Source organism: Pseudomonas sp. LBUM1653 (assembly GCF_059716115.1).
The window spans coordinates 3,308,221-3,329,789 of sequence record NZ_CP166803.1 but is presented as its reverse complement, the minus strand read 5'-3'; the positions used below and the strand labels follow the sequence as shown (position 1 = coordinate 3,329,789).

Annotated in this window: 21 protein-coding genes; 16 read left to right on the top strand and 5 right to left on the bottom strand. The window is 57.1% G+C overall.

The window, feature by feature from the left end:
• Nucleotides 1–1,081 precede the first annotated feature (1,081 nt).
• Entirely contained in the window at nt 1,082–1,192 is a 111-nt protein-coding gene (locus ACA054_RS14965) for a helix-turn-helix domain-containing protein (protein ID WP_497690090.1), read from the bottom strand.
• 121 nt (nt 1,193–1,313) lie between these two features.
• Nucleotides 1,314–2,249, bottom strand: coding sequence for a LysR family transcriptional regulator (locus tag ACA054_RS14960; protein ID WP_497690089.1), 936 nt, complete (start codon nt 2,247–2,249; stop codon nt 1,314–1,316).
• Nucleotides 2,250–2,365: 116 nt separating this feature from the next.
• Between ACA054_RS14960 and ACA054_RS14955 the strand changes: the two genes are divergently transcribed.
• The 4 genes from ACA054_RS14955 (at nt 2,366) to ACA054_RS14940 (ending at nt 5,387) form a co-directional block, all read left to right on the top strand.
• Nucleotides 2,366–2,785, top strand: coding sequence for an ester cyclase (locus ACA054_RS14955; protein ID WP_497690088.1), 420 nt, complete (start codon nt 2,366–2,368; stop codon nt 2,783–2,785).
• A gap of 3 nt (nt 2,786–2,788) precedes the next feature.
• On the top strand, nt 2,789–3,877 hold the full coding sequence (locus tag ACA054_RS14950) for an SDR family oxidoreductase (protein WP_497690087.1): 1,089 nt from the start codon (nt 2,789–2,791) through the stop codon (nt 3,875–3,877).
• Between the two features lie 17 nt (nt 3,878–3,894).
• A complete protein-coding gene (locus tag ACA054_RS14945) occupies nt 3,895–4,437 on the top strand; it encodes a histidine phosphatase family protein (RefSeq protein WP_497690086.1) in 543 nt (180 codons plus the stop codon).
• Between the two features lie 491 nt (nt 4,438–4,928).
• Entirely contained in the window at nt 4,929–5,387 is a 459-nt protein-coding gene (locus ACA054_RS14940) for a hemerythrin domain-containing protein (RefSeq protein ID WP_497690085.1), read from the top strand.
• A 301-nt stretch (nt 5,388–5,688) separates the two neighbouring features.
• On the opposite strand, the gene ACA054_RS14935 is transcribed toward ACA054_RS14940, so the two are convergent.
• Entirely contained in the window at nt 5,689–6,597 is a 909-nt protein-coding gene (locus ACA054_RS14935; RefSeq protein WP_497690084.1) for a carbohydrate kinase family protein, read from the bottom strand.
• 134 nt (nt 6,598–6,731) lie between these two features.
• On the bottom strand, nt 6,732–8,297 hold the full coding sequence (locus ACA054_RS14930) for a carbohydrate porin (protein ID WP_497690083.1): 1,566 nt from the start codon (nt 8,295–8,297) through the stop codon (nt 6,732–6,734).
• Nucleotides 8,298–8,465: 168 nt separating this feature from the next.
• Between ACA054_RS14930 and ACA054_RS14925 the strand changes: the two genes are divergently transcribed.
• From ACA054_RS14925 to ACA054_RS14900, 6 genes are all read left to right on the top strand, one after another.
• The gene (locus tag ACA054_RS14925; protein WP_497690303.1) at nt 8,466–9,740 is read left to right on the top strand and encodes an ABC transporter substrate-binding protein; all 1,275 of its coding nucleotides are present in this window, start codon (nt 8,466–8,468) and stop codon (nt 9,738–9,740) included.
• Nucleotides 9,741–9,761: 21 nt separating this feature from the next.
• Entirely contained in the window at nt 9,762–10,724 is a 963-nt protein-coding gene (locus ACA054_RS14920) for a carbohydrate ABC transporter permease (RefSeq protein WP_497690082.1), read from the top strand.
• Nucleotides 10,721–11,563, top strand: a complete 843-nt coding sequence (locus ACA054_RS14915; RefSeq protein ID WP_497690081.1) for a carbohydrate ABC transporter permease — start codon at nt 10,721–10,723, stop codon at nt 11,561–11,563. The genes ACA054_RS14920 and ACA054_RS14915 overlap by 4 nt, the downstream gene beginning before the upstream one ends.
• A gap of 27 nt (nt 11,564–11,590) precedes the next feature.
• The gene (locus tag ACA054_RS14910) at nt 11,591–12,736 is read left to right on the top strand and encodes an ABC transporter ATP-binding protein (protein ID WP_497690080.1); all 1,146 of its coding nucleotides are present in this window, start codon (nt 11,591–11,593) and stop codon (nt 12,734–12,736) included.
• Entirely contained in the window at nt 12,733–14,235 is a 1,503-nt protein-coding gene (locus ACA054_RS14905) for a glycoside hydrolase family 32 protein (RefSeq protein WP_497690079.1), read from the top strand. Before ACA054_RS14910 ends, ACA054_RS14905 begins: the two co-directional genes overlap by 4 nt.
• 75 nt (nt 14,236–14,310) lie before the next feature.
• Nucleotides 14,311–15,303: a LacI family DNA-binding transcriptional regulator gene (locus tag ACA054_RS14900; RefSeq protein ID WP_497690078.1), complete on the top strand. Its 993-nt coding sequence runs from the start codon at nt 14,311–14,313 to the stop codon at nt 15,301–15,303.
• A gap of 146 nt (nt 15,304–15,449) precedes the next feature.
• Here ACA054_RS14900 and ACA054_RS14895 read toward each other — a convergent pair whose 3' ends face one another.
• Nucleotides 15,450–16,355, bottom strand: coding sequence for a MerR family transcriptional regulator (locus tag ACA054_RS14895; protein WP_497690302.1), 906 nt, complete (start codon nt 16,353–16,355; stop codon nt 15,450–15,452).
• A gap of 176 nt (nt 16,356–16,531) precedes the next feature.
• Between ACA054_RS14895 and ACA054_RS14890 the strand changes: the two genes are divergently transcribed.
• The 6 genes from ACA054_RS14890 to ACA054_RS14865 all read left to right on the top strand — a co-directional run bounded on the left by ACA054_RS14890 (nt 16,532) and on the right by ACA054_RS14865 (nt 21,568).
• Complete coding sequence (locus tag ACA054_RS14890; RefSeq protein WP_497690077.1) at nt 16,532–16,978, top strand: PAS domain-containing protein; 447 nt, start codon at nt 16,532–16,534, stop codon at nt 16,976–16,978.
• Between the two features lie 124 nt (nt 16,979–17,102).
• Nucleotides 17,103–17,525: a nuclear transport factor 2 family protein gene (locus tag ACA054_RS14885; RefSeq protein WP_497690076.1), complete on the top strand. Its 423-nt coding sequence runs from the start codon at nt 17,103–17,105 to the stop codon at nt 17,523–17,525.
• Nucleotides 17,522–18,271, top strand: a complete 750-nt coding sequence (locus ACA054_RS14880; RefSeq protein ID WP_497690075.1) for an SDR family NAD(P)-dependent oxidoreductase — start codon at nt 17,522–17,524, stop codon at nt 18,269–18,271. Before ACA054_RS14885 ends, ACA054_RS14880 begins: the two co-directional genes overlap by 4 nt.
• A 6-nt stretch (nt 18,272–18,277) precedes the next feature.
• Entirely contained in the window at nt 18,278–19,525 is a 1,248-nt protein-coding gene (locus ACA054_RS14875) for an NAD(P)/FAD-dependent oxidoreductase (RefSeq protein WP_497690074.1), read from the top strand.
• Nucleotides 19,522–20,334, top strand: coding sequence for a DUF1365 domain-containing protein (locus ACA054_RS14870; RefSeq protein ID WP_497690073.1), 813 nt, complete (start codon nt 19,522–19,524; stop codon nt 20,332–20,334). The genes ACA054_RS14875 and ACA054_RS14870 overlap by 4 nt, the downstream gene beginning before the upstream one ends.
• Nucleotides 20,309–21,568, top strand: coding sequence for a class I SAM-dependent methyltransferase (locus ACA054_RS14865; RefSeq protein WP_497690072.1), 1,260 nt, complete (start codon nt 20,309–20,311; stop codon nt 21,566–21,568). Before ACA054_RS14870 ends, ACA054_RS14865 begins: the two co-directional genes overlap by 26 nt.
• The last annotated feature ends 1 nt before the right edge of the window (nt 21,569 follow it).

Here is a 21,569-nt window from a genome sequence, read left to right as displayed (position 1 = left end):
AAATCCATATGAGCCAACTCGTGTAATTGCACAAACATATAGTCCTTTTAATAGATTTCCGCCACCCATCGATCATGACTCGTCACTTACCAGCGTGTATTCTGAAGGCGATGCATCCGACTCTATATATATTTGCGCGGGGCTGCATAAATCTACGCGCCTAGTGAGTTCGAGTTTATCTAAAAATACATTAGAGCAAGCAATTTACCGACTAAGCGAGTCATTGGAAAGCGTGAGTTCCATACTTAGAGTGATGACAAATCTAGGCCTGCTAGATCGAATTTACTTCACTTATGAAGCAAGACTCGGGCTTCGCCCCATTATCGATGCGAATCGCAATGGACGTTCCACCGTGTAAGCCCTTGTCCACGATCTGCTCCGCAGACCTTTCGACCCTGACCTCCATCATTGAGAGAGGAATATATAAAGTAGTTTAGGATAATTTATAATTAGAAAGTGTCAAAGTATTCCTTCTTCAATTGAACATTTCTGAAACTTTAGTTATAGACAAAAGCGCCCCCCTTGGAGATGCGCAATGTCACGAACTAATTATTCGAAAAATCGACAATCAGGCTGTAGGATGTCATTGAATTATATTGCTTTTCTTCCTAGCTAAAATTTTACTTATTAGTTCTGATAGCTCCTGCTTTCGGGGCCTCCAGCATTGTTGTCATCGTCGCGATTTTCGGACACTACCGCCCCCTACATCCCCGCAACCCTTGAACCACCCTGCTTACAGCGTTCATGCTGGCCCTGGATGGTGCCAAAGGAAGACTTTTCCTATAAAGCGACAAAATTCAAGACAAAATCCGAAACCCTGGCTACTTCACACGCAGATATAAGCCCGTTTCTTCAGGCTCCAGCCAGTTTGCAATAACCTGGACAAAAAACGAGAAAGCAGGAAGTCAAAATAAAGCGGACATTTTCGTAAGTCGGCCCTGCGCCGCTGGCCATATGTATCATACGGAGCTGGCATCGTGTCGTGCTCAAACACATGGTTTCTAGCGCCCTCTCCTGCTCGACATCTATTGCCTCAGTCCAAGTCCACCGCGGAAGGAAACACGACTATGTCATTCTGCATTCAACCGGGTCGTGAAATACCGTGATGACGCAGTTTTCGATAGAGCGTATTGCGGCTGATCCCTAAGGTGCGCGGCGACTGGCAGGATCGAGCTGATACTGAACCAGGCACCGGCGCCAGGATCGTGTGATGGCCAGGTCAGCAATTTCGTGGATGCCCTGTTTTGGGTCGATCTCTGCCGGTCATGGTTTCATTGCTAACTTCGTGAGCTGATGCCATGACTGAACCAATCTCAATTATTTTGGCTAGCGCCCCCATGCACCCATTTCAGCTCGCCCCCCAAGAGGTAACCTTCCACATTTTCTATCGAAAGGGCTTCGAGCAGCACCTGCTCCAGGAGGGCAAAAAAACATTTAATGTGAGCCTGTTTCAATGCCTGAGGCCGGGTCACCAGATAGACTTCCATATCTGGAAGTTGGAGATCCGGGAACAACTCGATCAGGTCCTTTGCCAGAATACGGGGCAGTACTGCCACACCCATTCCTCGCCTCACCGATTCGAGCTGAACCGCGAACGAGTTCACGCTGATCTGCGCGCGTTCCACACCCGCGGCCCTTGCCGCACGCATTTGCGGCAACATGTCCAGCGGAGGAAGCAAGGCAATATTGACCGCAGTGGCTGGAGTCACCCCTGGATACCGCTTCAGATAACCTGCATCGGCGAAGACACCGTAAGCGAGCCTGCCTATTGGTCGATAAATCAGCGACGGCTCGCCCAGATGAGCTGTGCGTACAGCAATGTCTGCCACGCCGCGGACGATCTTGTGAAAGTCGGCTGTTACCAGTAACTCCACCGAGCAACGCGGGTGAAGAGAGGTGAAGCGACTCGCAGCCTCCAGCACGCAAGACGAGAATCCCTCTCCTGCACTGACCAGGACACTGCCAAATAGCTCTGTGTGTAGCCCGGACATGCCGGCAACGGTTTGACGCCTCAAGCCTGCTTCCGCCGCCAGGGCAACTTCCACGAGGGATTGGCCCCGCGAGGTCAACCAGCATCCTTCAACGCCCCGCTCGACGAGTGGCTCGCCCAAGGCAACCTCAAGTTGGGTCAGCCGGCGGGACACGGTAGACGCCGCGATACCCAGCAATTGGCCAGCTTGCAGAAAGCTGCCACGCCGCGAGACTGCCAACAGCAGACGAAGATCGTCCCAATTTGCCTGCAACGCCATGCGTCATATCCTCCCTGATCTGCATATGTGCAAAGCCATTATGCAGGAGTCGCTGTTTTTCGGGAGAGGCCTCAAAGGTATATCTACAGGCCCTCGAAAAGAATGGAATGGACTGTATGACTACTGGCCCCAACGACTATGCGGAACGCGCCGCCAGTGCCTTCAATCGCCGTGATGTGGAGGCGATGCTTGCGCTGGTTTGCGAAGACTTCATCTACCTCGATGGCACGGGGATACAAACCGGTCGCGAAGCCATGCGCAAACGAGAGACCGCATTGTTCGAAGCGCTCCCCGATGCCCAAGTGATCTTCAGCCCATTCGCCATCGGTAACGATCGTTTGGCGCTGACTGCCTTCCTGACCGGCACATTCGCCGCACCCTTGGTGCTGCCCGGCCGGGTGATTCCACCTCATGGACGCCATATTACCGCGTACTACGCTGCACACTTCACCTTCAGAGACGGGCTGGCCATCCGTGAAGAGGCCTTCTTCGACAGTGCGGTGTTGATGCCGTTAGCCTATCCGGCTGAGGGTTGAGCCATGCACAGTGTATTCGTTACTGGCGCGACCGGTTTGTTGGGCAACAACCTGGTGCGTGAACTGGTCGCTCGTGGCTGCGTGGTCAAAGCCCTGGTCCGTTCAAGAGCCAAAGGTGAACAGCAGTTCAACAATGTGCCGGGTGTGGAACTGGTCGTTGGGGACATGGCCGATGTCGACGCATTTGCAGCGTCGCTGCAAGGCTGCGATACGGTGTTTCATACCGCGGCGTTCTTTCGCGACAACTACAAGGGCGGCAGCCACTGGAAGGAACTCGAAAAGATAAATGTGTCTGGTACGCGGCGCCTGCTAAACAAGGCCTACCGCGCCGGTATACGACGGTTCATCCATACGTCTTCCATTGCCGTGCTCGACGGCGCACCTGGCACGTCCATCGATGAGACATGTCTGCGGGCCGACGCCGATGCGGATGACTACTACCGTAGCAAGATTCTCGCCGACTGTGTCGTCTTGTCGTTCCTGGAGGTCCATCCCGAGATGCATGCCTGCATGGTTCTGCCTGGCTGGATGTGGGGCCCTGCCGACATTGGCCCGACCTCCTCGGGACAGTTGGTTAACGATGTCGTGCACGGCAAACTGCCCGGACTGATCCCCGGTAGCTTCTCCGTTGTCGATGCCCGCGATGTGGCATTGGCGCAGATTGCCGCAGCCAAACATGGGCGGCGAGGTGAGCGCTATCTCGCGGCGGGCCGGCATATGACAATGCGTGAGCTGGTGCCTATTCTTGGACGTATAGCGGGCGTCAGGACCCCCGTTCGACAACTACCGCTCCCTTTTCTATACACCTTGGCGGCTGTGCAGGAGATCTATGCGCGTATTTCCGGCAAGCCCATTCTGCTGAGCATGGCCACGTTGCGCCTGTTGGTACGAGAGAAGGACCGCACCTGTTTCAACCACAGCAAGAGTGAACAAGAGCTTGGCCTGAGTTTCCGGTCGCTAGAGCTGACAATCGCCGACACCGTGGCGTGGTACCGCGATCACGATTGGTTTGAGAGTCAAACCTTAAGTTGCCGGAACCGCACTCCTTCCACATTGACCGCACACCTGAACAAGGACGTAAACATACTGTGAGTAGGGAAATAATCCTGATGCGTCACGGCCAGCCAAAGCTGGTCACAACCGACAAAATGTCAGCGCTCGAAATGAAAGACTGGATCGAGCACTACAACCGGTCCGAAATAACCAACCAACCCGTCCCGGATGTCAGCATGCAGCTCGCCGCAACCGCCACGGTGATCGTCTCAAGCAGCGCGCCTCGTGCGCTCACCTCCGTCCAGGCTCTTGGCCTGAAGCCCGCCCTCGTCGACGCGCTTTTCTGTGAAGCGCAACTGCCTTATGGTCACTGGAAGCTGCCACGGCTATCGCCGTTTACCTGGGCTTTTATCCTTCGAGCCTTATGGTTGTGCGGTTACTCACGCAGCGTCGAATCCGCCGGCACTGCGAGGATGCGCGCCAGCACGGCAGCTCGACGACTTCAGTCCCTTGCCAGCGAAGGACCGGTTCTGCTGCTCGGTCATGGCTTTATGAATCGAATGATCGCCAAACAACTGGTAGCAGATGGATGGGTTCGCCAAAAACGTAACGGCAGCCAGTATTGGAGTGCGACGGTGTATCAATATAGCGGTGTTTAAAAGGTGCCATCTTGCGCGGGGATTAAACGAAGAGAAAGTTCAGTGTGGTCGTTCATTTGTAGAGATCCATTCTTTGGGACGCGAAAACCGCGTTTTCTACCCGCTCAGCCCCGCACAAAGGCCGGGGCCAGGAGTGTAGGTTGGCGATTTGTCTCGCTGGACAGATACCTATTGCTGCTGGTGGCGACAGGCTGAAAACGGCCAAAAACGGTCTTTTGGGAGGGGATAATAAATCTGTCCCCTTTTCCACAACCCCTGAGCGAATTCACGAATGGTGAATATGAAAATTCACTTGATATTTTTCTTCAAAGGACGGCAAATTTTCGGGGGTGAGCTCTGTGCTCGCCTATACTGAAAATGTAAATCATGCTGGTAAGCTCGCTTGGCAAGGCATTGATAAACTTGAAAATTTAAAGGTATGGGTTGCCTTGGAGATTGTTGATTAACCAATATTTCCCTGTGATGGGTTGGTGTCGTGACGAGGTTTTGATATGAACGTCTTGTTGAAAGAGCTTCAGGCCTATCATCATGAGGTGGCTATAAAAATCACTCAGATCAAAGAGTTGCTGAGGAAGATGAGGCATGAATCCGATGGTGCTGAAAACTGCAAGCTGTTGTTCAAGATGCTGGAAGCCATGCATGGTGATGCAGAACGACACCACCATGAAAATGAAGAGCTTATTCGGCTGGCATTGCTAGCGACTGAGGCACCGATCCACCAACGGGTCAAGGATATCGAGCGAGATCATCAAGCATTTGGGCGCATTGCTGGACAATTGAAGATGTTGGAGGACACAACTCAGGAAACGAGAGTAATTGCTGACACTATCGATGACTTCATCAAAAAATATTTCGATCATATGGACTCTGAGGAGAATATTTTCTTTCCGGTGGCAGATAAGTGGCTGTCAGACGAGCAGTGGCAGGAAATAAAGCGTCAATGGCATTAATTGGAGCTCACCGCACAACTTCAAAATTTAGCTACTACTTATCCGTGACCAAACGAAGTTATTATGTGGATACCAAGTCCCCCCCACTTCATTGACTCACCGGCGTGTCCGTATATCGACTGTTCTTCGTTGTAAGTCCCTTCGTCGAGTACTCGTTATCAGTGCACTGAACACAAAGAAACTCATTGCCGGAGGTGTATCGATGTACCTCCGGTCGTGGTCTGGTGCCGCTTCGTCGAGCAGTCGGCGCAATTTGTGTATCTTGAACCTGGCTTCCAGCTTGCAGCGCCGGCAACCACGGTCAGGTATGTATTTGCAGCTTCAGTAAACCTTCTACATCAGCTAGCGCAGGAGCATGGGCTCCGGCATAGCGGCACGATATGGATGCGCAAGCTGCTGAAAATCGCAGGCGTTCTCTCAAGTCTGCAATCCCCAGCAACTCCGCCGCCAGCCAACCAGCCATACAAGCGTCTCCTGCACCAACCGTGTCTACCACTTTCACGGCAATAGCCGGCTGATCGAGTTGGTTGTCCGGGGTGTGGAGCATCATCCCGTGTTCCCCTCGGGTAAAAAGGATCTGCGCCTGAGAATTAAGTGCGCGAAGCTCATCCATTGCCTGGTGTTCGGTCAACCCTGGATAAATATGCCGAAGGTCTTCATCGGAAAGCTTAATCATGTCAGCAAGGGTGGTCATCGTAGGGAAGGTCTGCTCCCGATAATGGCTATCCATTAAATTGCGCCAATTCGGATCATAGCTAATCCGTTTACCGGCTCCTTTGGCCTCCTGAGCAATTTTAACCAGCCTGTCTGCGAGTGGTTGTCGAGCCAAACTGATGCAGCTGAAATGACACAGCTCTGCTTGGGTGACCCATCCTTCGGGCATCTGATCTGGATCAAAAAAAAGATCGGCATCTCCAGCAAAAAAGTATCTTGGAGGACGGCTCGATGGAACGATGGCGACCAAAGGGTCTCGATCTACCCGTTGGATAAAGTTCATATCCAGCCCGGCGGCTTTTGACTGCGAGGCTATCTCGTCACCCATTGAATCTATGCTCACCGCCCCAGCAAAAGCGCAGCTAACACCCAAGCGACTTAGCGCTCGTGCAACATTCCAAGGAGCACCGCCCGGGTAGCCCTTCCACTGTCCAGGAGTGCCTTGGACAAGGTCGGTCAGGGCTTCGCCAAATACTACTGCGCGAGGCAATACCATCGTCATTTCCTCATTTTTTTGTCGTTGGGATAACTGCTGGCTGATCAGTTTTGACCGGTAATCAATTACTCAATACGCTTGGTGAAAAGCAGGGATCGATGAGCTGAAGGCGTGTTGGCCGACGCGTTCAAACATTAAAACCAGGTTTCCATTTGTATACCGTATTGCCATACACCTCCGGCGTTGAAGTCCGTCTTGCCGAAGGCGTCTGAGGTACTGTATCTGTCCAGGTCCGAAGACCAATTCATGAAGCTTGCGAACACACGCAGTTCGGGACGAGTGAGCAGGTCTCCAAGGTCAGGTTTGAATGTCGGGGCGATCGTGAATTTCCAGTAGTTACCGTCGACCGCATTACGTTGTAGATAGTCCTTGGGGTCGAGGTTCATGGTTTGCCAGCTCATTTCGTAGGCCATCTCGAAATTGCTGGTGATTGCATTGGCCAAACGCATGTTCAGCGTCATCCAGCGGTAATTGTCACCCTTGACGTATCTATCCTTGCTTTGTTCGGCCAGCAAGCTGGGGCCGATGCGCCAACCAGGCGCAATGGGTGTCTCGCCGTAAAGTGCCAGACGCAGAGCGCGGGCATCTTCAATCAGTTCACCATCCGAGCCGACGTTCTTGACCTCTGCTCCCAGACCTTGCCCATAGAGCAGCGCCGTTTTGAAGAAGCCTTCCCTGCCGAAAAAGTTTTTCTGATGATTGGCCAGCATGCTGTGCAAGCCGGAATCCGCAGGCGTCAGACCTGCTTCATTGCTGCGAGTGCCAATGTCGTTTTTCTTTGAGCCAACGGCGTTGAACATCCACTGCCAATGACCACTGTCGAAGAACTGGTTGGAGGTCAGGATGTAGCTTTCCACATCGGCGTTGATACCGCCTTCACTGAAATCCCCGTAATTACGCCCGATCAGGGAGTAATTCGAGCGCCAATTCTTGTTCATCTGCACATCGTAGATGCCACCTCCGGTGCCGGCCAAATAGACCACGTCTGAGTCCAGCCAATGGATATCGAAATTGTCTCTATCGAATCGCTTGCCTGCCCACAGCGTGGCGTTTTCGAACACTGAGTTGCCCTTGAAGGCGGCGAGATGATCGAGTTCGGTAAAGACCTGACGCACGTTCAGATTACTCTCGTCGGCCGTCCAGTCATTGGAGCTTTCCACACCATCGGCGATGGACACCGTGAATTTGGAACGGGTGCCGTTCTGCGCATAGGTTTCTTTCGACAGGTCTATGCGCATGTAGGTGTCGTCTTCGTTGCCGAGTCGCCCGACTGCACCACCGACTGAACCGGCTGGGGTTGCATAAGGGCCGCCACGACCACCACCTAGCCTGTCGTTGATCAGCAATCCGGAACGGGCATAACCCTTGAAGCTGAAGCCGTCCGTGAGGTGGCCGCTGCTGCCCTGCTTTTCCATGCTTTGCTGACGGGCTTCGAGTTTTGCCAGTCGGGTGTCCAAAGCAGGCGCCGAAATGGCTGCGGCAGTAGACGCAGCGGGCTGCAAAGCGGGAGCTGCGAGTTTGATTTGCTGCAATTCCCTGGCGAGTGCCTGGGTTTGCTGTTCGGCTGCGGCTGCACGCTTTTCCGCTGCGCTGGTACGGGCTTCAAATGCGGCCATGCGTTCTTCCAGAGTCGCGGCCTGAGAGGTTGCCGCTGATGTGCCGAGCACGCCTGCGAGTAGCCAGCCTGGTGCTTTCTGCATGTGGATTTCCCTGTTTTGTTTTTATTGTTTTGTTCCCGCGAGCGGCCATTTTTCGTGAGTTGTGAATTGTCGCAATCGACGAAAAAAAGGATGCCTCATCGCAAATACGCTGCTACATTTGGCGATGTTAACGTTAACTTTTCTAAAAACAAAAATAAAGGGCGCTTTATGAAACAGCTCAGATCTCTCCTTCCAGCAGCACTGCTCACCCTTTGTGCCGGGCTTCCATCTCTCTCGAGCGCAGCCAATTTGACGATCTCGTGCGGTGCGGTGGGTGCGGAGTTACAACTCTGCAAGGAGGCTGTCGAGGCGTGGTCGAAACAGACCGGCAACAACGTCGAGGTGGTTTCCACGCCTAACTCGGCGACCGAGCGGTTGTCGTTCTACCAGCAGATCCTCAGTGCGCAGTCCGCCGACATCGACATCATTCAAATCGATATGGTGTGGCCGGGAATGCTGGCCAAACATCTGATGGATCTGCGCGAGGTGCTGCCCGCCAACGCGACTCAAGGCTATTTCCAGGCACAGGTGGATAACGCCACGGTGAACGGACGGCTGGTGACGATGCCATGGTTCACGGACTCGGGCTTGCTGTATTACCGCAAGGACTTGCTCGAGAAGTACAACCAGCAGGTTCCCCAGACGTGGGAGGAAATGACCGCTACCGCCAGGAATATTCAACAGGCCGAGCGCACTGCCGGGAACCCCAATGCGTGGGGTTACATCTTTCAGGGGCGTGCCTACGAGGGCCTGACGTGTAATGCGCTGGAGTGGATCAGCAGCCAACCGCAAGGCGGGCTGGTCAACCCACGAGGCGACATCGTGGTCAACAGTCAGGCCTCAAGAACGGCTTTGACCCTGGCGAAAAGCTGGGTAGGAGACATCTCCCCGCGTGGCGTACTCAATTACACCGAGGAGGAAGGCCGTGGCGTGTTCCAGTCGGGAAATGCGCTGTTCATGCGTAACTGGCCGTATGTTTGGGCCTTGGTGCAAAGCCAGGACAGTGCCGTAAAAGACAAGGTCGGGGTCGCCCCCCTGCCCCGCGGCGGCGAGACCGGCACCCATGCATCCACCCTCGGTGGCTGGGGTCTGGCGGTATCGCGTTACAGCGCCAATCCAAAACTTGCCGCAGAACTGGTGACCTACCTGACCAGTGTCCAGCAGCAAAAACATCGAGCTTTGGTAGGCGGCTATAACCCGGTTATCGAGTCGCTTTATCAAGATCCCGAGCTGCTCGCGGCAATGCCTTATTACAGTCAACTTCTCAGCATTCTCAACGAAGGGGTCATGCGCCCCGCATCAATAACCGCCGATCGCTATCCCCGGGTCTCCAATGCGTTCTTCGATCGAGTACATGGCGTGCTGGCGGGCGAGTTGCCTGTCGATCAGGCGCTGGCCGAACTGGAAAGCGAACTCACGCGCATCAAACGCCGGAACTGGTAAGCCACAAGGAAGGAAATCACCATGTCTGTCTCTACTACCCATGCTCCCTGTGACGAGCTCCTGCTCACCAGGGAAACGCCTGTACAGCGTCGCCGAGTACGCGCCGCCTGGCTGTTTCTGACACCGATGTTGCTATGTCTGGCCCTCGTGGCCGCCTGGCCGCTACTGCGTACATTCTGGTTCAGCCTGACTGATGCCACCCTGGCGGACACACGTGGTGGATCCTTCGTAGGCTTGAGCAATTATCTGTTCCACAACGGTTCCAACTGGTCGGGTGTCCTGGTCGATCCTCAATGGTGGAACGCTGTGCGCAACACGTTGCATTTCACCGTGGTGTCGGTGGGACTGGAAGTCGTCCTGGGGCTACTGGTGGCGTTGCTGTTGAACATCAAGTTCACCGGCCGTTCCTTGGTGCGTGCGCTGATTCTGATTCCTTGGGCGATTCCTACGATTGTCTCGGCGAAGATCTGGTCATGGATGCTCAACGACCAGTTCGGCATCATCAATCACATGATGCTGAGCGTCGGCCTGATTGATGCTCCCCTGGCCTGGACGGCAGATGCGGACCTGTCGATGTGGGCGGTCATCATCGTCGACGTCTGGAAGACCGTACCTTTTGTCACGCTTCTGATGCTGGCTGCCTTGCAGATGTTGCCGAGCGATTGTTACGAAGCCGCCAGGGTCGACGGCATTCATCCGCTGAAAGTGTTCTGGCGTGTCACGCTTCCACTGTTGATGCCTGCATTGTTGGTGGCGGCGATCTTCCGCATCCTGGATTCCCTGCGGGTATTCGACGTCATCTATGTGCTGACCTCGAATTCTTCGAGCACCATGAGCATGTCGGTCTATGCCCGCCAACACCTGGTGGAGTTCCAGGATGTTGGCTATGGCAGCGCGGCCTCGACTCTGTTGTTTCTGGTCGTTGCGGTAATTGCCATGCTTTATCTCTACCTCGGACGCCGTCAAATGGAGGTTCGGTCATGAGCCCGCGCCTATTGAAAAAAGCGCTGTTGCGCCTCGGATTCTGGTGCCTGATCGGGGTTTTGTTGCTGTATGCGGTCTTCCCTTTCTATTACGCCATCGTGACTTCGCTTAAGCCGTCCAGTGCCTTGTTCGAGGTGAGCTACTGGATCGAAAGCCCCGACTTCTCCAATTACGCGGCGGTACTCCACCAAGCCTCATTCCTGCGGGCTATCGGTAACTCGCTGGTGGTTGCGCTTAGCGTTGTGACGCTGGCGTTGTTCCTCAGTGTCACCGCCGCCTATGCCTTGGGAAGGGTGAAATTCCGTGGACGTGGCACGGTATTGATGATGGTTCTGGGCGTGTCGATGTTTCCCCAGGTCGCTGTGCTGTCGGGGCTGTTTGAAGTGATACGCGCCCTGGGCCTATACAACACGTCTTGGGCATTGATCCTGAGCTACACGATTTTCACCCTGCCTTTCACCGTCTGGGTGCTGACCACGTTCATGGGCCAACTGCCACATGAACTGGAAGAAGCGGCAATCATGGATGGCGCTTCACCCTGGGTCACGCTTACCCGGGTGCTGTTGCCACTGCTATGGCCCGCACTGGTTACCACTGGCCTGTTGGCCTTTATCGCCGCGTGGAACGAGTTCCTGTTTGCCTTGACCTTCACCCTCACCGACACGCAACGCACCGTGCCGGTCGCCATCGCCTTGATTTCCGGCGGCAGCCCCCATGAGCTGCCGTGGGGGCTGTTAATGGCCGCATCGGTGCTGGTCACCGTCCCACTGGTGATTCTGGTGCTGATCTTCCAGCGCCGAATCGTTTCCGGTCTCACTGCCGGCGCGTTAAAGGGTTGATGCCCAACAACTACAAGGAACAGCATTGTGATCAAATTGAAACTGGACAACGTGAACAAACAATTGGGCGGCGTGCGGATTCTTCGCGACGTTAGCCTGGAGATCGCTGCGGGTGAATTCGTAGTGTTCGTTGGCCCTTCGGGCTGCGGAAAGTCGACCCTGCTGCGACTGATCGCCGGACTGGATTCGATCTGCGGCGGCGACCTGCTGATCGACGGGCGACGGGTCAACGACCTGGAACCGCGCGAGCGTGGCGTCGGCATGGTGTTTCAGTCTTATGCGCTGTACCCGCACATGAGCGTCTACGACAACATCAGCTTTGGCCTCAAACTGGCCAAGACCGAAAAGACCAGTCTGCGCGAACGCGTGCTGAAAACAGCGCAGATACTTCAATTGGACAAATTGCTGCAACGCAAACCAAAGGAACTGTCTGGAGGACAGCGTCAGCGTGTAGCCATGGGCAGAGCCATGGCACGGGAGCCGGACATTTTGTTGTTCGATGAGCCGCTCTCCAATCTGGATGCATCCTTGCGGGTGCAGATGCGCAACGAAATCGCCCGGCTGCATGATCGACTGGGCTCGACCATGATCTACGTCACCCACGATCAAGTGGAGGCGATGACCCTGGCCGACAAAATTGTTGTGCTCAATGGCGGTCGCGTAGAGCAGGTCGGCTCACCGCGCGAACTCTATGAGCGCCCAGCGAGCCGCTTTGTCGCCGGTTTTCTCGGTTCGCCCAAAATGAACTTCCTGGCGGCGCGCCTGCATGCCCCGGGCGCAACCAGCCTGCTCGACACTCCCGTTTTGGGTATGACCGCCCTGCCCTTCGACAGCTCGAACCTGGCGGCGGGCACAATGCTGAGCCTGGGGATTCGCCCGGAGCACATTTCGCTCAAAGCGGCTGAGGGAACCGGCGGGATCGTGGTGACCGGGGTCGAATACCTGGGCAGCGAAACGTATGTGCACCTCGAAACAGGTCAGGATGAGCCACTGATCTGTCGTTGTGAGGTCAGCGCCGGATGGCAGGTGGGCGATCGGGTCGAACCGCAGCTGGACATCGACAACCTGCACCTGTTCGACGACGACGGCACGGCCTTGGAGCGCCGTCCAAAAACCATGGAAAACCTGCCGAATGAAGCCTCTCTGCGCTCAGTCCGAGTACACGCCCTATGACCTTGCCTTTGAATACTATGAGCGATCCCAAGTCTTCTTCCCTTGACCTTGCGCAGCGCGCACTGAGTGACGGCCTGTCTCGCGTCATCCAGGATTATCGACCCGGTTATCATATCGCCCCCCCGGCGGGCTGGATGAACGACCCTAACGGGGTGGTGTACTTTCGTGGCGAATATCACGTTTTCTATCAACACTACCCCTTCGAAGCGAAATGGGGCCCGATGTATTGGGGGCATGCCAAGAGTGCCGATCTAGTCCATTGGCAACATCTGCCCATTGCGCTGGCACCCGGCGATGACTTCGACCGCGATGGTTGTTTTTCCGGTAGCGCGGTGGTGTGCGGAGAAACCTTGGCACTGATCTACACCGGACACACTTGGCTGGGGGAAGTGGGTGACGAACGCTTCATCCGTCAAGTCCAGTGCCTGGCCACCAGCATCGACGGTGTCCGGTTCGTCAAGCATGGCGCAGTCATCGAGACCGCGCCGCAAGACACCATCATGCACTTTCGTGACCCCAAGGTATGGAAGGAGGATGACTATTGGTACCTCATTGCCGGCGCACGTCGGGGCGATAGGCCGCTGCTCCCGCTGTACCGTTCCACGGATCTGCACGTCTGGGAGTTCCTTGACTATGTGTCCGGTGGCAGCGAGGGCGATGGCTATATGTGGGAGTGCCCGGATCTGTTCCGACTGAACGGACGCGATGTGCTGCTGTACTCCCCTCAGGGCATGCAACCCCTGGATTACGGACGGCTCAACAAGTACCAGACCGGTTATCGAGTGGGCCGACTCGACAGCGAATGGCACTTCACCGGCGGGCCTTTTATCGAGCTGGATAACGGCCACGATTTCTATGCCGCGCAGACGCTGCTGGCCGCCGATGGTCGGCGCCTTGTGTGGGCATGGCTCGACATGTGGGAAAGCCCGATGCCGAGCCAGGCCCATCACTGGTGCGGCATGCTCGGATTGCCACGCGAACTTGAACTGTGCGCAGATCGCCTTTGCGTGTTTCCGGCACGGGAACTCACCGCCCTGCGCAAGACGCTATTGCCGAGTACGCCGTGGTGGGAGGCGTCGGGAACCCGGTGGGTGCCAGAAGTGAACGGCGATATGCTCGAAATCCATGTGCACCTGGATTTACTCGGCTGCACCGACGGACACCTGGGCATCGCCTTGCGCTGCAGCGAGGATGGCCATGAACAAACTTTGCTCTACTACGATGCGGCGTTGCAGCGTCTGGTGCTTGACCGCAGCCGCTCGGGTGCGCAAGTCACGGATCAGCGCAGCGTGTCGATAGACCCGACAGAAGAGTTATTGGCATTGCGTGTGTTCCTCGATCGCTCGTCCATTGAGGTGTTCGACGAAAACGGGCGCTTCAGCCTCAGCAGTCGCATCTACCCACAGCCCGATAGTCTGGGTGTGAAGCTTCTTGCAAGCGGGACTGGCGGGCGTGTCTCGATTCCCAGGGCATGGCCTCTCGCCTCGGGATGGCTATGATCAGTGTCATTCGAGTCGCGAGAAGCGCAGGCCATGTGTCATGATCCTGCGTCAACCTGACCGGTTTCGCCTCGCATGACTTCAGTGAAAGACGTTGCACAACTGGCCGGCGTGTCTCTGATGACGGTTTCTCGAGCGCTCAACAATCCAGAAAAACTGAGCCCCGAAACCCTTCAGCGGGTACGTCGCGCCATTGATGAACTGCAATTCGTACCGAGCCTGTCGGCGCGCAAGATGCGCGGCGACAACCTCCAGTCGCGCACCATCGGTGTGTTCGCGCTGGACACCGCGACCACACCGTTCGCGGTCGAGCTGCTGCTGTCCATCGAACAGACCGCGCAGCAAGCCGGCTGGAATGTATTTATCCTCAACCTGCTAAGCAATCCGCCCACCGACCAGAACATCGACCTGATGTTGTCGCACCGTCCCGACGGGTTGATCTTCAGTGCTATGGGGTTTCGCCACGTGAGCATTCCCGAGCGCTTGAAGAGCAAACCCCTGGTACTCGCCAATTGCCTGGCAGATGACAGTCACCTGGTGAGTTATGTGCCAGACGACGAAACGGGGCAGTATCGAGCGGTACATCATGCGTTGAGCCAGGGCTATCGGCGCCCTCTGTGTATCAATCTGCCAAAAGAGAGTCTAGCCTGGGGTCTGCGACAAAAAGGCATGGAGCGTGCCTGTCAGGCATTCGGACTGGCGCCTGATGCGCTCCTGCAATACGACCTTTCCGATCATGACGCCTATGGTGAAACCGCAGCCATCCTCGACCGGCACATCTTTGAGGGTCGTCCCCAATTCGACATTCTGATCTGTGGCAACGACCGTATTGCCTTTTGTGCCTATCAGCTGTTGTTGGGCCGTGGCCTGAATATTCCCGACGATGTCGCCGTGCTCGGCTACGACAACATGATCGGTATTGCTGAGCTGTTCATCCCGCCGCTGACCACGGTGCAACTGCCGTACTACGAGATCGGTCGCAAGGCTGCCCGGCACCTGATCGAGACCCTCGAGGAATCGGGAGCCCAGCCAGTTGATTGTCCATTGGTGGTCAGGGCATCGCTATAAGAATTGGTTAGGTGATAGCACCTGCATGCGGGGCAATTCTTCGCCAGGTACCCGTACCAGCCGCCCAGCAATCATGCTGATTTCAGGCAGTCGACCAGCTCGCGACGCATGGCAATGAAGCGTTCGAACTGAACACGCAACTGAATTCAAATTTGCAGCCTCCCCCTTACCAAGGCTTCCAGCCTGGGCAAAATGCTCGCTTCGTCATCGCCCAAAATGGCAATCGAAGAACCACGCAACTCTGACGAAGAAGCGACAGCTGCGTCGCCGGCCAAAGCCACTGGGCACGTAACGCCCATTTGAAGGGCCCGCAGGCGCTTGTGCGCATCTGCCTGCAGTGGCGCCTGGACCCATAGCACCAGCGCGGCGGGCTGAATCGCTTTACACAGCAACGGCAGTTCTTCCAGGGGCTGGCCCGTTCCCAGCACCTCGATGTGCAGCTGGTCATTACTCATCAACAAACCGGCACACAACAGCTCCAGTTCATGCGCATGGCCCGAGCCGTCTGCCAGCAGCACGCACGCACCGTTGCTCTGGTTCATCTGCAGTCGCAATAACATCCGCGCGCGCAAGAAGGCGTCCAGGAACAGCCACTGACTGCGTCGGCCGAAAGCACTGCCTGATGCGAGGCTGCGCCAGACCGGCAGCAAAATATCCTCCAGTACAGTAGCCTTCGGGTAGATCGTGAATATTTGCCCGTGAAGGCGCTCCAGCTCAGCGCCATCAAAAGCCTGTGTGGCACGATGAACTGCCTCTTGCCATTGAACCAGGGGGGCTTCGACCGAGCCTGATACAGTAATACCGGACGTGTCCTGCTGCCGTACGAGCAAAGCGCCTATCTTGCTGATGGGCAGGCCCCGGCTGGTCCAGAGCATGATGTTACGGATATGTTCGATGTCTTGTTGCGAATACAGGCGATGCCCACCCACAGTGCGTACGGGTCGGATCAGCCCGTGGCGGCGCTCCCATGCCCGCAGGGTGATCGGGTTGACGCCGGTCAGGCTGGCGACTTCCCGCATGGGGAGCAAGACGTCGTCGGAGGCGGATTCGATGGGCTCGGTCATTGAAAGTCGTTGCATCCTGAGTGTGTCGGCATTCTAAACCAGGCATGGCACTTTTTAACCAGCACCAATCGATGTCCGGCGTCCCTGCGCCCTGCCCTCTAGGCATGGCTGTCACTGAAGACTACGCTTTGGGGCAAACCAACGATCCACAGCGAGCCCAGCCCATGATTGACGCCAAACTCCTGCAACTTATGGTCGAAGCCTCCAATGACGGCATCGTCGTGGCCGAGCAGGAAGGCAATGACAGCATCCTTATCTATGCCAACCCTGCCTTCGAGCGCCTGACGGGCTACAGTGCCGACGAAATTCTCTATCAGGATTGCCGGTTCCTGCAGGCCGACGATCATGCTCAGCCCAGCCTGGAGGCAATCCGCGATGCCATCCGCCTCGGTCAGCCTTGCCGTCAGGTGCTGCGCAACTATCGTAAGGATGGCAGCCCGTTCTGGAACGAACTGTCTATCACTCCCGTGCACAATGATGCCGACCAATTGACCTACTACATTGGCATACAGCACGACGTCAGCGACAAGATTGCCGCTCTGGAAAGGATTCAGTCCCTTGAGATCGAAGTGGCCGAGCTTCGCCGTCAATTGGCCACGGCTGGTGGCTGACACCCTTTGCGCCACGACCGGCATAAAAAGTGTACAAGAATATTGACTTGTACAATTTTCGCCGTAGGATTCAGGTAAACCTGTACAGTTTTTTCGACTTGTACAATTTTGCCTGGAGCCTGCCATGTCTGCATATCTCCACCATTTCGCTGACACGTTCGCAACGCTGAACGCTGATTGCCTGGACCGACTGGGCGAGCTATACAGCAACGACGTGCAGTTTCGTGATCCCTTGCATCAGCTTGATGGCTTGCCGGCACTGCGCAGTTACTTCGAAAAGCTGTACAACAACGTCCAGGATATCCGCTATGACCTCCTTGATGTGGATGAGACCGCGTCTGGACACGGTTACCTGCGCTGGAACCTGCATTTTCGTCATCCACGCCTGTCCCGTGGCCAGCCGATCAGTCTGCAAGGCTGCAGCCACCTGCGCTGGGCGAAACAGGTCTACCTGCACCACGACTACTTCGATGCCGGCGCCCTGCTCTACGAGCACGTCCCGGTTCTTGGCGGGGTGATCGGCTGGATCAAGGGAAGGCTCGCATGAGCCGCTGCTGGCTGACAGGGGCCAGCAGCGGCCTCGGCGCCGCTCTGGCTGAACAGCTGCTGGAGCAAGGTCATACGGTGGCCTTGGGTGGCCGGCGGGCGGAGGCACTGATGCCGCTGGTGCTGAGGTACCCTGAGGCCCTGCTCGCTACCGGCGATGTGACTGACCCACTGCAGGTCTCGGCTATCTGCGAGAACATCGAGCATGCATGGGGCGCACTGGACCTGGTGATCCTGAACGCCGGCACCTGCGAATACCTTGTGCCGGGCATGTTCGAGGCCCAGACAGTCGAGCGCGTGATGCGCACGAACCTGCTGGGGGTCAGTTACTGCCTGCAGGCGGCCCTTCCACTGCTGCGCCGCGGGCAACGACCACACCTGGTAGTGATCGGCAGCTCGGTGACCTGGCTGGCGCTGCCGCGGGCTGGAGCCTATGGCGCTTCCAAGGCGGCCCTGCGTTATCTTGTCGAATCCCTGCGCCTGGATCTATGCGCCGAAGGCATTGATGTAACGTTGGTCAGCCCGGGGTTCATCGACACCCCCCTGACTCAGCGCAACGCCTTTGCCATGCCACAACTCTGGACGGCCGACCGCGCCGCCCGGCATGTCGTCGCGCGCCTGACGCGCCGACCGTTGGAAATCAACTTTCCCCGCCTCTTCATTCTCGTCCTGCGCTTGCTTGGCGCCCTGCCAGCGCGTTGGCGCCTGGCCCTGGGCCGTCGACTGGCGCGAACCGAACAGGAATAGCGTCACATGCGTATCGCCATCATCGGTAGCGGGATCTCTGGGCTGACCTGTGCCTATCTGCTGTCACGTCGCAATGAGGTGACCGTGTTCGAAGCGGCTGACTGGATCGGCGGTCATACCCATACTGTCGACATCGAATGGCACGGCCAGCGCTATGCCGTGGACACCGGTTTCATCGTCTTCAACGACTGGACCTATCCCAACTTCATTCGCTTGCTGGATCGCCTCGGGGTTGTCTCGCGCCCCACCGAGATGAGCTTTTCCGTGAACGATCCGCACAGCGGCCTGGAATACAACGGCAATAACCTGGACACCCTCTTCGCCCAGCGCGGCAATCTGCTGTCGCCGGGCTTCTGGGGCATGTTGCGCGATATCGTGCGCTTCAACCGCCAGGCAGTAGCAGACCTTGACGGCGACCGCATTGAACCAGGCATGAGCCTTGGCGATTACCTGTGCAAGGGAGGCTACGGGCAGCGTTTCGTCCATCACTATATCGTCCCCATGGGCTCGGCCATCTGGTCGGTATCAAGGGCCGATATGCTGCGCTTCCCGCTGCACTTCTTCATCCGTTTCTTTCGCAACCATGGCCTGCTCTCGATCAGCCAGCGGCCACAGTGGCGAGTGATCGAGGGTGGCTCGCGCAGCTATGTGGAGCCGTTGTGCAAGACCTTCAGCGAGCGCATTCGGCTCAATTGCCCGGTGATAAGCGTCCGCCGGGACGACACCGGCGTGGTAATCACTAGCGCCGCAGGCTATGAGCGTTTCGACAAGGTCGTGTTCGCCTGCCATAGCGATCAGGCTTTGGCGCTGCTGGAGGACCCGACGACCACCGAGCACGAGGTGCTGGGTGCCCTCGACTACGCCGCCAACGACGTATTGCTTCACACCGACACCCGCCTGCTGCCCAGCCGGCGCAAGGCCTGGGCCAGCTGGAACTATCGCCTCGGCGGCCCCGCGCACGCCCCGGCGGCCTTGACCTATAACATGAACATTCTGCAAGGCCTCGACGCCCCGGTAACCTTCTGCATAAGCCTCAATCAGGGCGATTGCGTGGACCCGTCGCAGGTGCTGGCACGCTTCAATTATGCACATCCTCAATACAGCCTTGCCGCCATGGCGGCCCAGGCTCGCCAGGGTGAACTACAGGGCAACCGGCACAGCTACTTCTGCGGCGCTTACTGGGCAAACGGCTTCCATGAGGATGGCGTGGTCAGCGCACTGAACGTCGCCCAAAGGTTCGGGGAGCGCCTGTGAACAGCAGCCTTTGTTACGGTTGGGTCAGCCACCGGCGTCTGGTGCCGCGGTTCCATGGATTCCGCTATCGCAGCGGCATGCTTTACCTGGATCTGGACGAACAGGAACTGCTGCTGGGCCTGTCTCCGTTACTCGGTGCTTCTCGTTGGGCGCCGTTGTGCTGGCGAGAAACCGATTACCTGCCAGCCTGGACCTGTCGCGGTATGCCCTTGAAGGAAGCTGTGCGCGAAGTGGTGACCAAGGCCCTGGGCCAGGCGCCGTGCGGCACCATTCATTTGCTGACCCAGCCGCGCAGTTGGGGGATTTCATTCAATCCGGTCAGTTTCTACTTTTGCCACGACAGCGATGGCCTCCTGGCGGCGATTGTGCTGGAGGTGCGTAACACACCCTGGCGTGAGCGCTTTCACTACGTGTTGTCGGTGCTGCCCGGCCAGCCCCGGCATTTCTCGGTCGCCAAGGCATTCCATGTCTCGCCGTTCCTGCCGATGGACATGCAGTACCACATGCGCTTCCACATCGATGGCGCGCACATGCGCATCCACATGGAAAACCGCCGCGAAGGGCAAAAAGTCTTTGAGGCCGACCTGGCTCTGACGCGGCAGCCACTGAATGGCGCAGCACTACGACGCCACATATTGGCCTTCCCCTGGATGAGTCTGCGCACCCTCGGCGCCATTTATTGGCAAGCCATGCGTCTGTTGCTCAAGCGCACACCGCTCTACGCCCACACAACCCGTCAGAGCAGCCAAGACCTTGGCCATCATGTCCACGAGGAGTCCGAGCATGTCCGATCCAACTCTGAGCGCTAGCAAATCCCTTGGCCTGGCGCCGTTATTCGGCGGCCTGGCCAGAAGCGCCGTGCTCACTCAACTTCGCAACCTGCGCCAAGGCCGTCTGCGCCTGATCTGCCAGGACCGGCAGTGGCTGTTCGGCGATGGCGGCAGCGCGCTTCACGCTGAGGTCGAAATCTTCGACGAGGCAGCTTGGGGCATGGTGGCTGCCAACGGCTCGATCGGTGCCGGCGAAGCTTACGTCCACGGCTACTGGCGCAGTCCGGACCTGGCCGCGGTCACCCGCCTCTTCGTCGCCAACCTGGAGGTGCTCGACGCGCTTGAAGGCGGGTTGGCGCGCCTGGGCCGTCCGATCCTGCGCCTGCTGCATTGGCTCAACCGCAACAGCCGGCGCGGCGCGCGACGCAACATTCTCGCCCATTACGATCTGGGCAACGCCTTGTTCGAGCGGCTGCTGGACCCGACCATGATGTACTCGGCTGCAATGTTCGACAGTCTTGAGCAGAGTCTGGAGCAGGGCCAACTGAACAAGCTTGAGCGTATCTGCGACAAACTCGCGCTGCGCCCCGACGATCATCTGCTCGAGATCGGTACCGGATGGGGTAGCCTGGCGATCCATGCCGCCACCCACCACGGGTGCCGGGTGACCACCACCACATTGTCCGAGGCGCAGTACGCCCATACCCTGCAGCGCGTCCGCGATCTTGGCCTGCAAGAACGCATTACCGTCCTGCGCGAGGACTATCGAGACCTTGACGGACGCTTCGACAAACTGGTCTCGATCGAGATGATCGAGGCGGTCGGGCACCGCTATCTGCCGGTTTACTTCCGCCGCTGCGCGACGCTGCTCAAGGATGACGGCTTGATGCTGTTGCAGGCCATCACCATCCGCGACCAGCGCTATGAACAGGCCCAACGGTCGGTGGATTTCATTCAGCGCCATATCTTTCCCGGCGGTGCCCTGCCCTCCTTGAGCGTCATGCTGCAGACCGCCAGTCGCCATACCACGTTGAACCTGGTGCACATGGAGGACTTCGGCCTGGACTATGCGCGGACCCTGCAGCACTGGCGCGACAACTTGCGCCAGTCGCGCAGCGCGTTGGTCGAGCTGGGCTATGACGACACCTTTCAGCGCCTCTGGGAGTTCTACTTGTGTTACTGCCAAGGCGGATTCGAGGAGCGCGCTATCGGCGTCGCCCAACTGCTCTGGGCAGCCCCGGCCGCACGCCGCGCATCACTGCCGGCCGCCTGAT

Excerpts from the sequence above, each read along its gene's own strand:
- ACA054_RS14915 (WP_497690081.1), top strand. The coding sequence starts at position 10,721 with ATGAGCCCGCGCCTATTGAAAAAAGCGCTGTTGCGCCTCGGATTCTGG.
- ACA054_RS14905 (WP_497690079.1), top strand. The coding sequence starts at position 12,733 with ATGACCTTGCCTTTGAATACTATGAGCGATCCCAAGTCTTCTTCCCTT.
- ACA054_RS14945 (WP_497690086.1), top strand. The coding sequence starts at position 3,895 with ATGCGTCACGGCCAGCCAAAGCTGGTCACAACCGACAAAATGTCAGCG.
- ACA054_RS14950 (WP_497690087.1), top strand. The coding sequence starts at position 2,789 with ATGCACAGTGTATTCGTTACTGGCGCGACCGGTTTGTTGGGCAACAAC.
- ACA054_RS14930 (WP_497690083.1), bottom strand. The coding sequence starts at position 8,297 with ATGCAGAAAGCACCAGGCTGGCTACTCGCAGGCGTGCTCGGCACATCA.
- ACA054_RS14955 (WP_497690088.1), top strand. The coding sequence starts at position 2,366 with ATGACTACTGGCCCCAACGACTATGCGGAACGCGCCGCCAGTGCCTTC.
- ACA054_RS14880 (WP_497690075.1), top strand. The coding sequence starts at position 17,522 with ATGAGCCGCTGCTGGCTGACAGGGGCCAGCAGCGGCCTCGGCGCCGCT.
- ACA054_RS14875 (WP_497690074.1), top strand. The coding sequence starts at position 18,278 with ATGCGTATCGCCATCATCGGTAGCGGGATCTCTGGGCTGACCTGTGCC.
- ACA054_RS14890 (WP_497690077.1), top strand. The coding sequence starts at position 16,532 with ATGATTGACGCCAAACTCCTGCAACTTATGGTCGAAGCCTCCAATGAC.
- ACA054_RS14935 (WP_497690084.1), bottom strand. The coding sequence starts at position 6,597 with ATGGTATTGCCTCGCGCAGTAGTATTTGGCGAAGCCCTGACCGACCTT.
- ACA054_RS14920 (WP_497690082.1), top strand. The coding sequence starts at position 9,762 with ATGTCTGTCTCTACTACCCATGCTCCCTGTGACGAGCTCCTGCTCACC.
- ACA054_RS14900 (WP_497690078.1), top strand. The coding sequence starts at position 14,311 with ATGACTTCAGTGAAAGACGTTGCACAACTGGCCGGCGTGTCTCTGATG.
- ACA054_RS14865 (WP_497690072.1), top strand. The coding sequence starts at position 20,309 with ATGTCCGATCCAACTCTGAGCGCTAGCAAATCCCTTGGCCTGGCGCCG.
- ACA054_RS14925 (WP_497690303.1), top strand. The coding sequence starts at position 8,466 with ATGAAACAGCTCAGATCTCTCCTTCCAGCAGCACTGCTCACCCTTTGT.
- ACA054_RS14885 (WP_497690076.1), top strand. The coding sequence starts at position 17,103 with ATGTCTGCATATCTCCACCATTTCGCTGACACGTTCGCAACGCTGAAC.
- ACA054_RS14960 (WP_497690089.1), bottom strand. The coding sequence starts at position 2,249 with ATGGCGTTGCAGGCAAATTGGGACGATCTTCGTCTGCTGTTGGCAGTC.
- ACA054_RS14940 (WP_497690085.1), top strand. The coding sequence starts at position 4,929 with ATGAACGTCTTGTTGAAAGAGCTTCAGGCCTATCATCATGAGGTGGCT.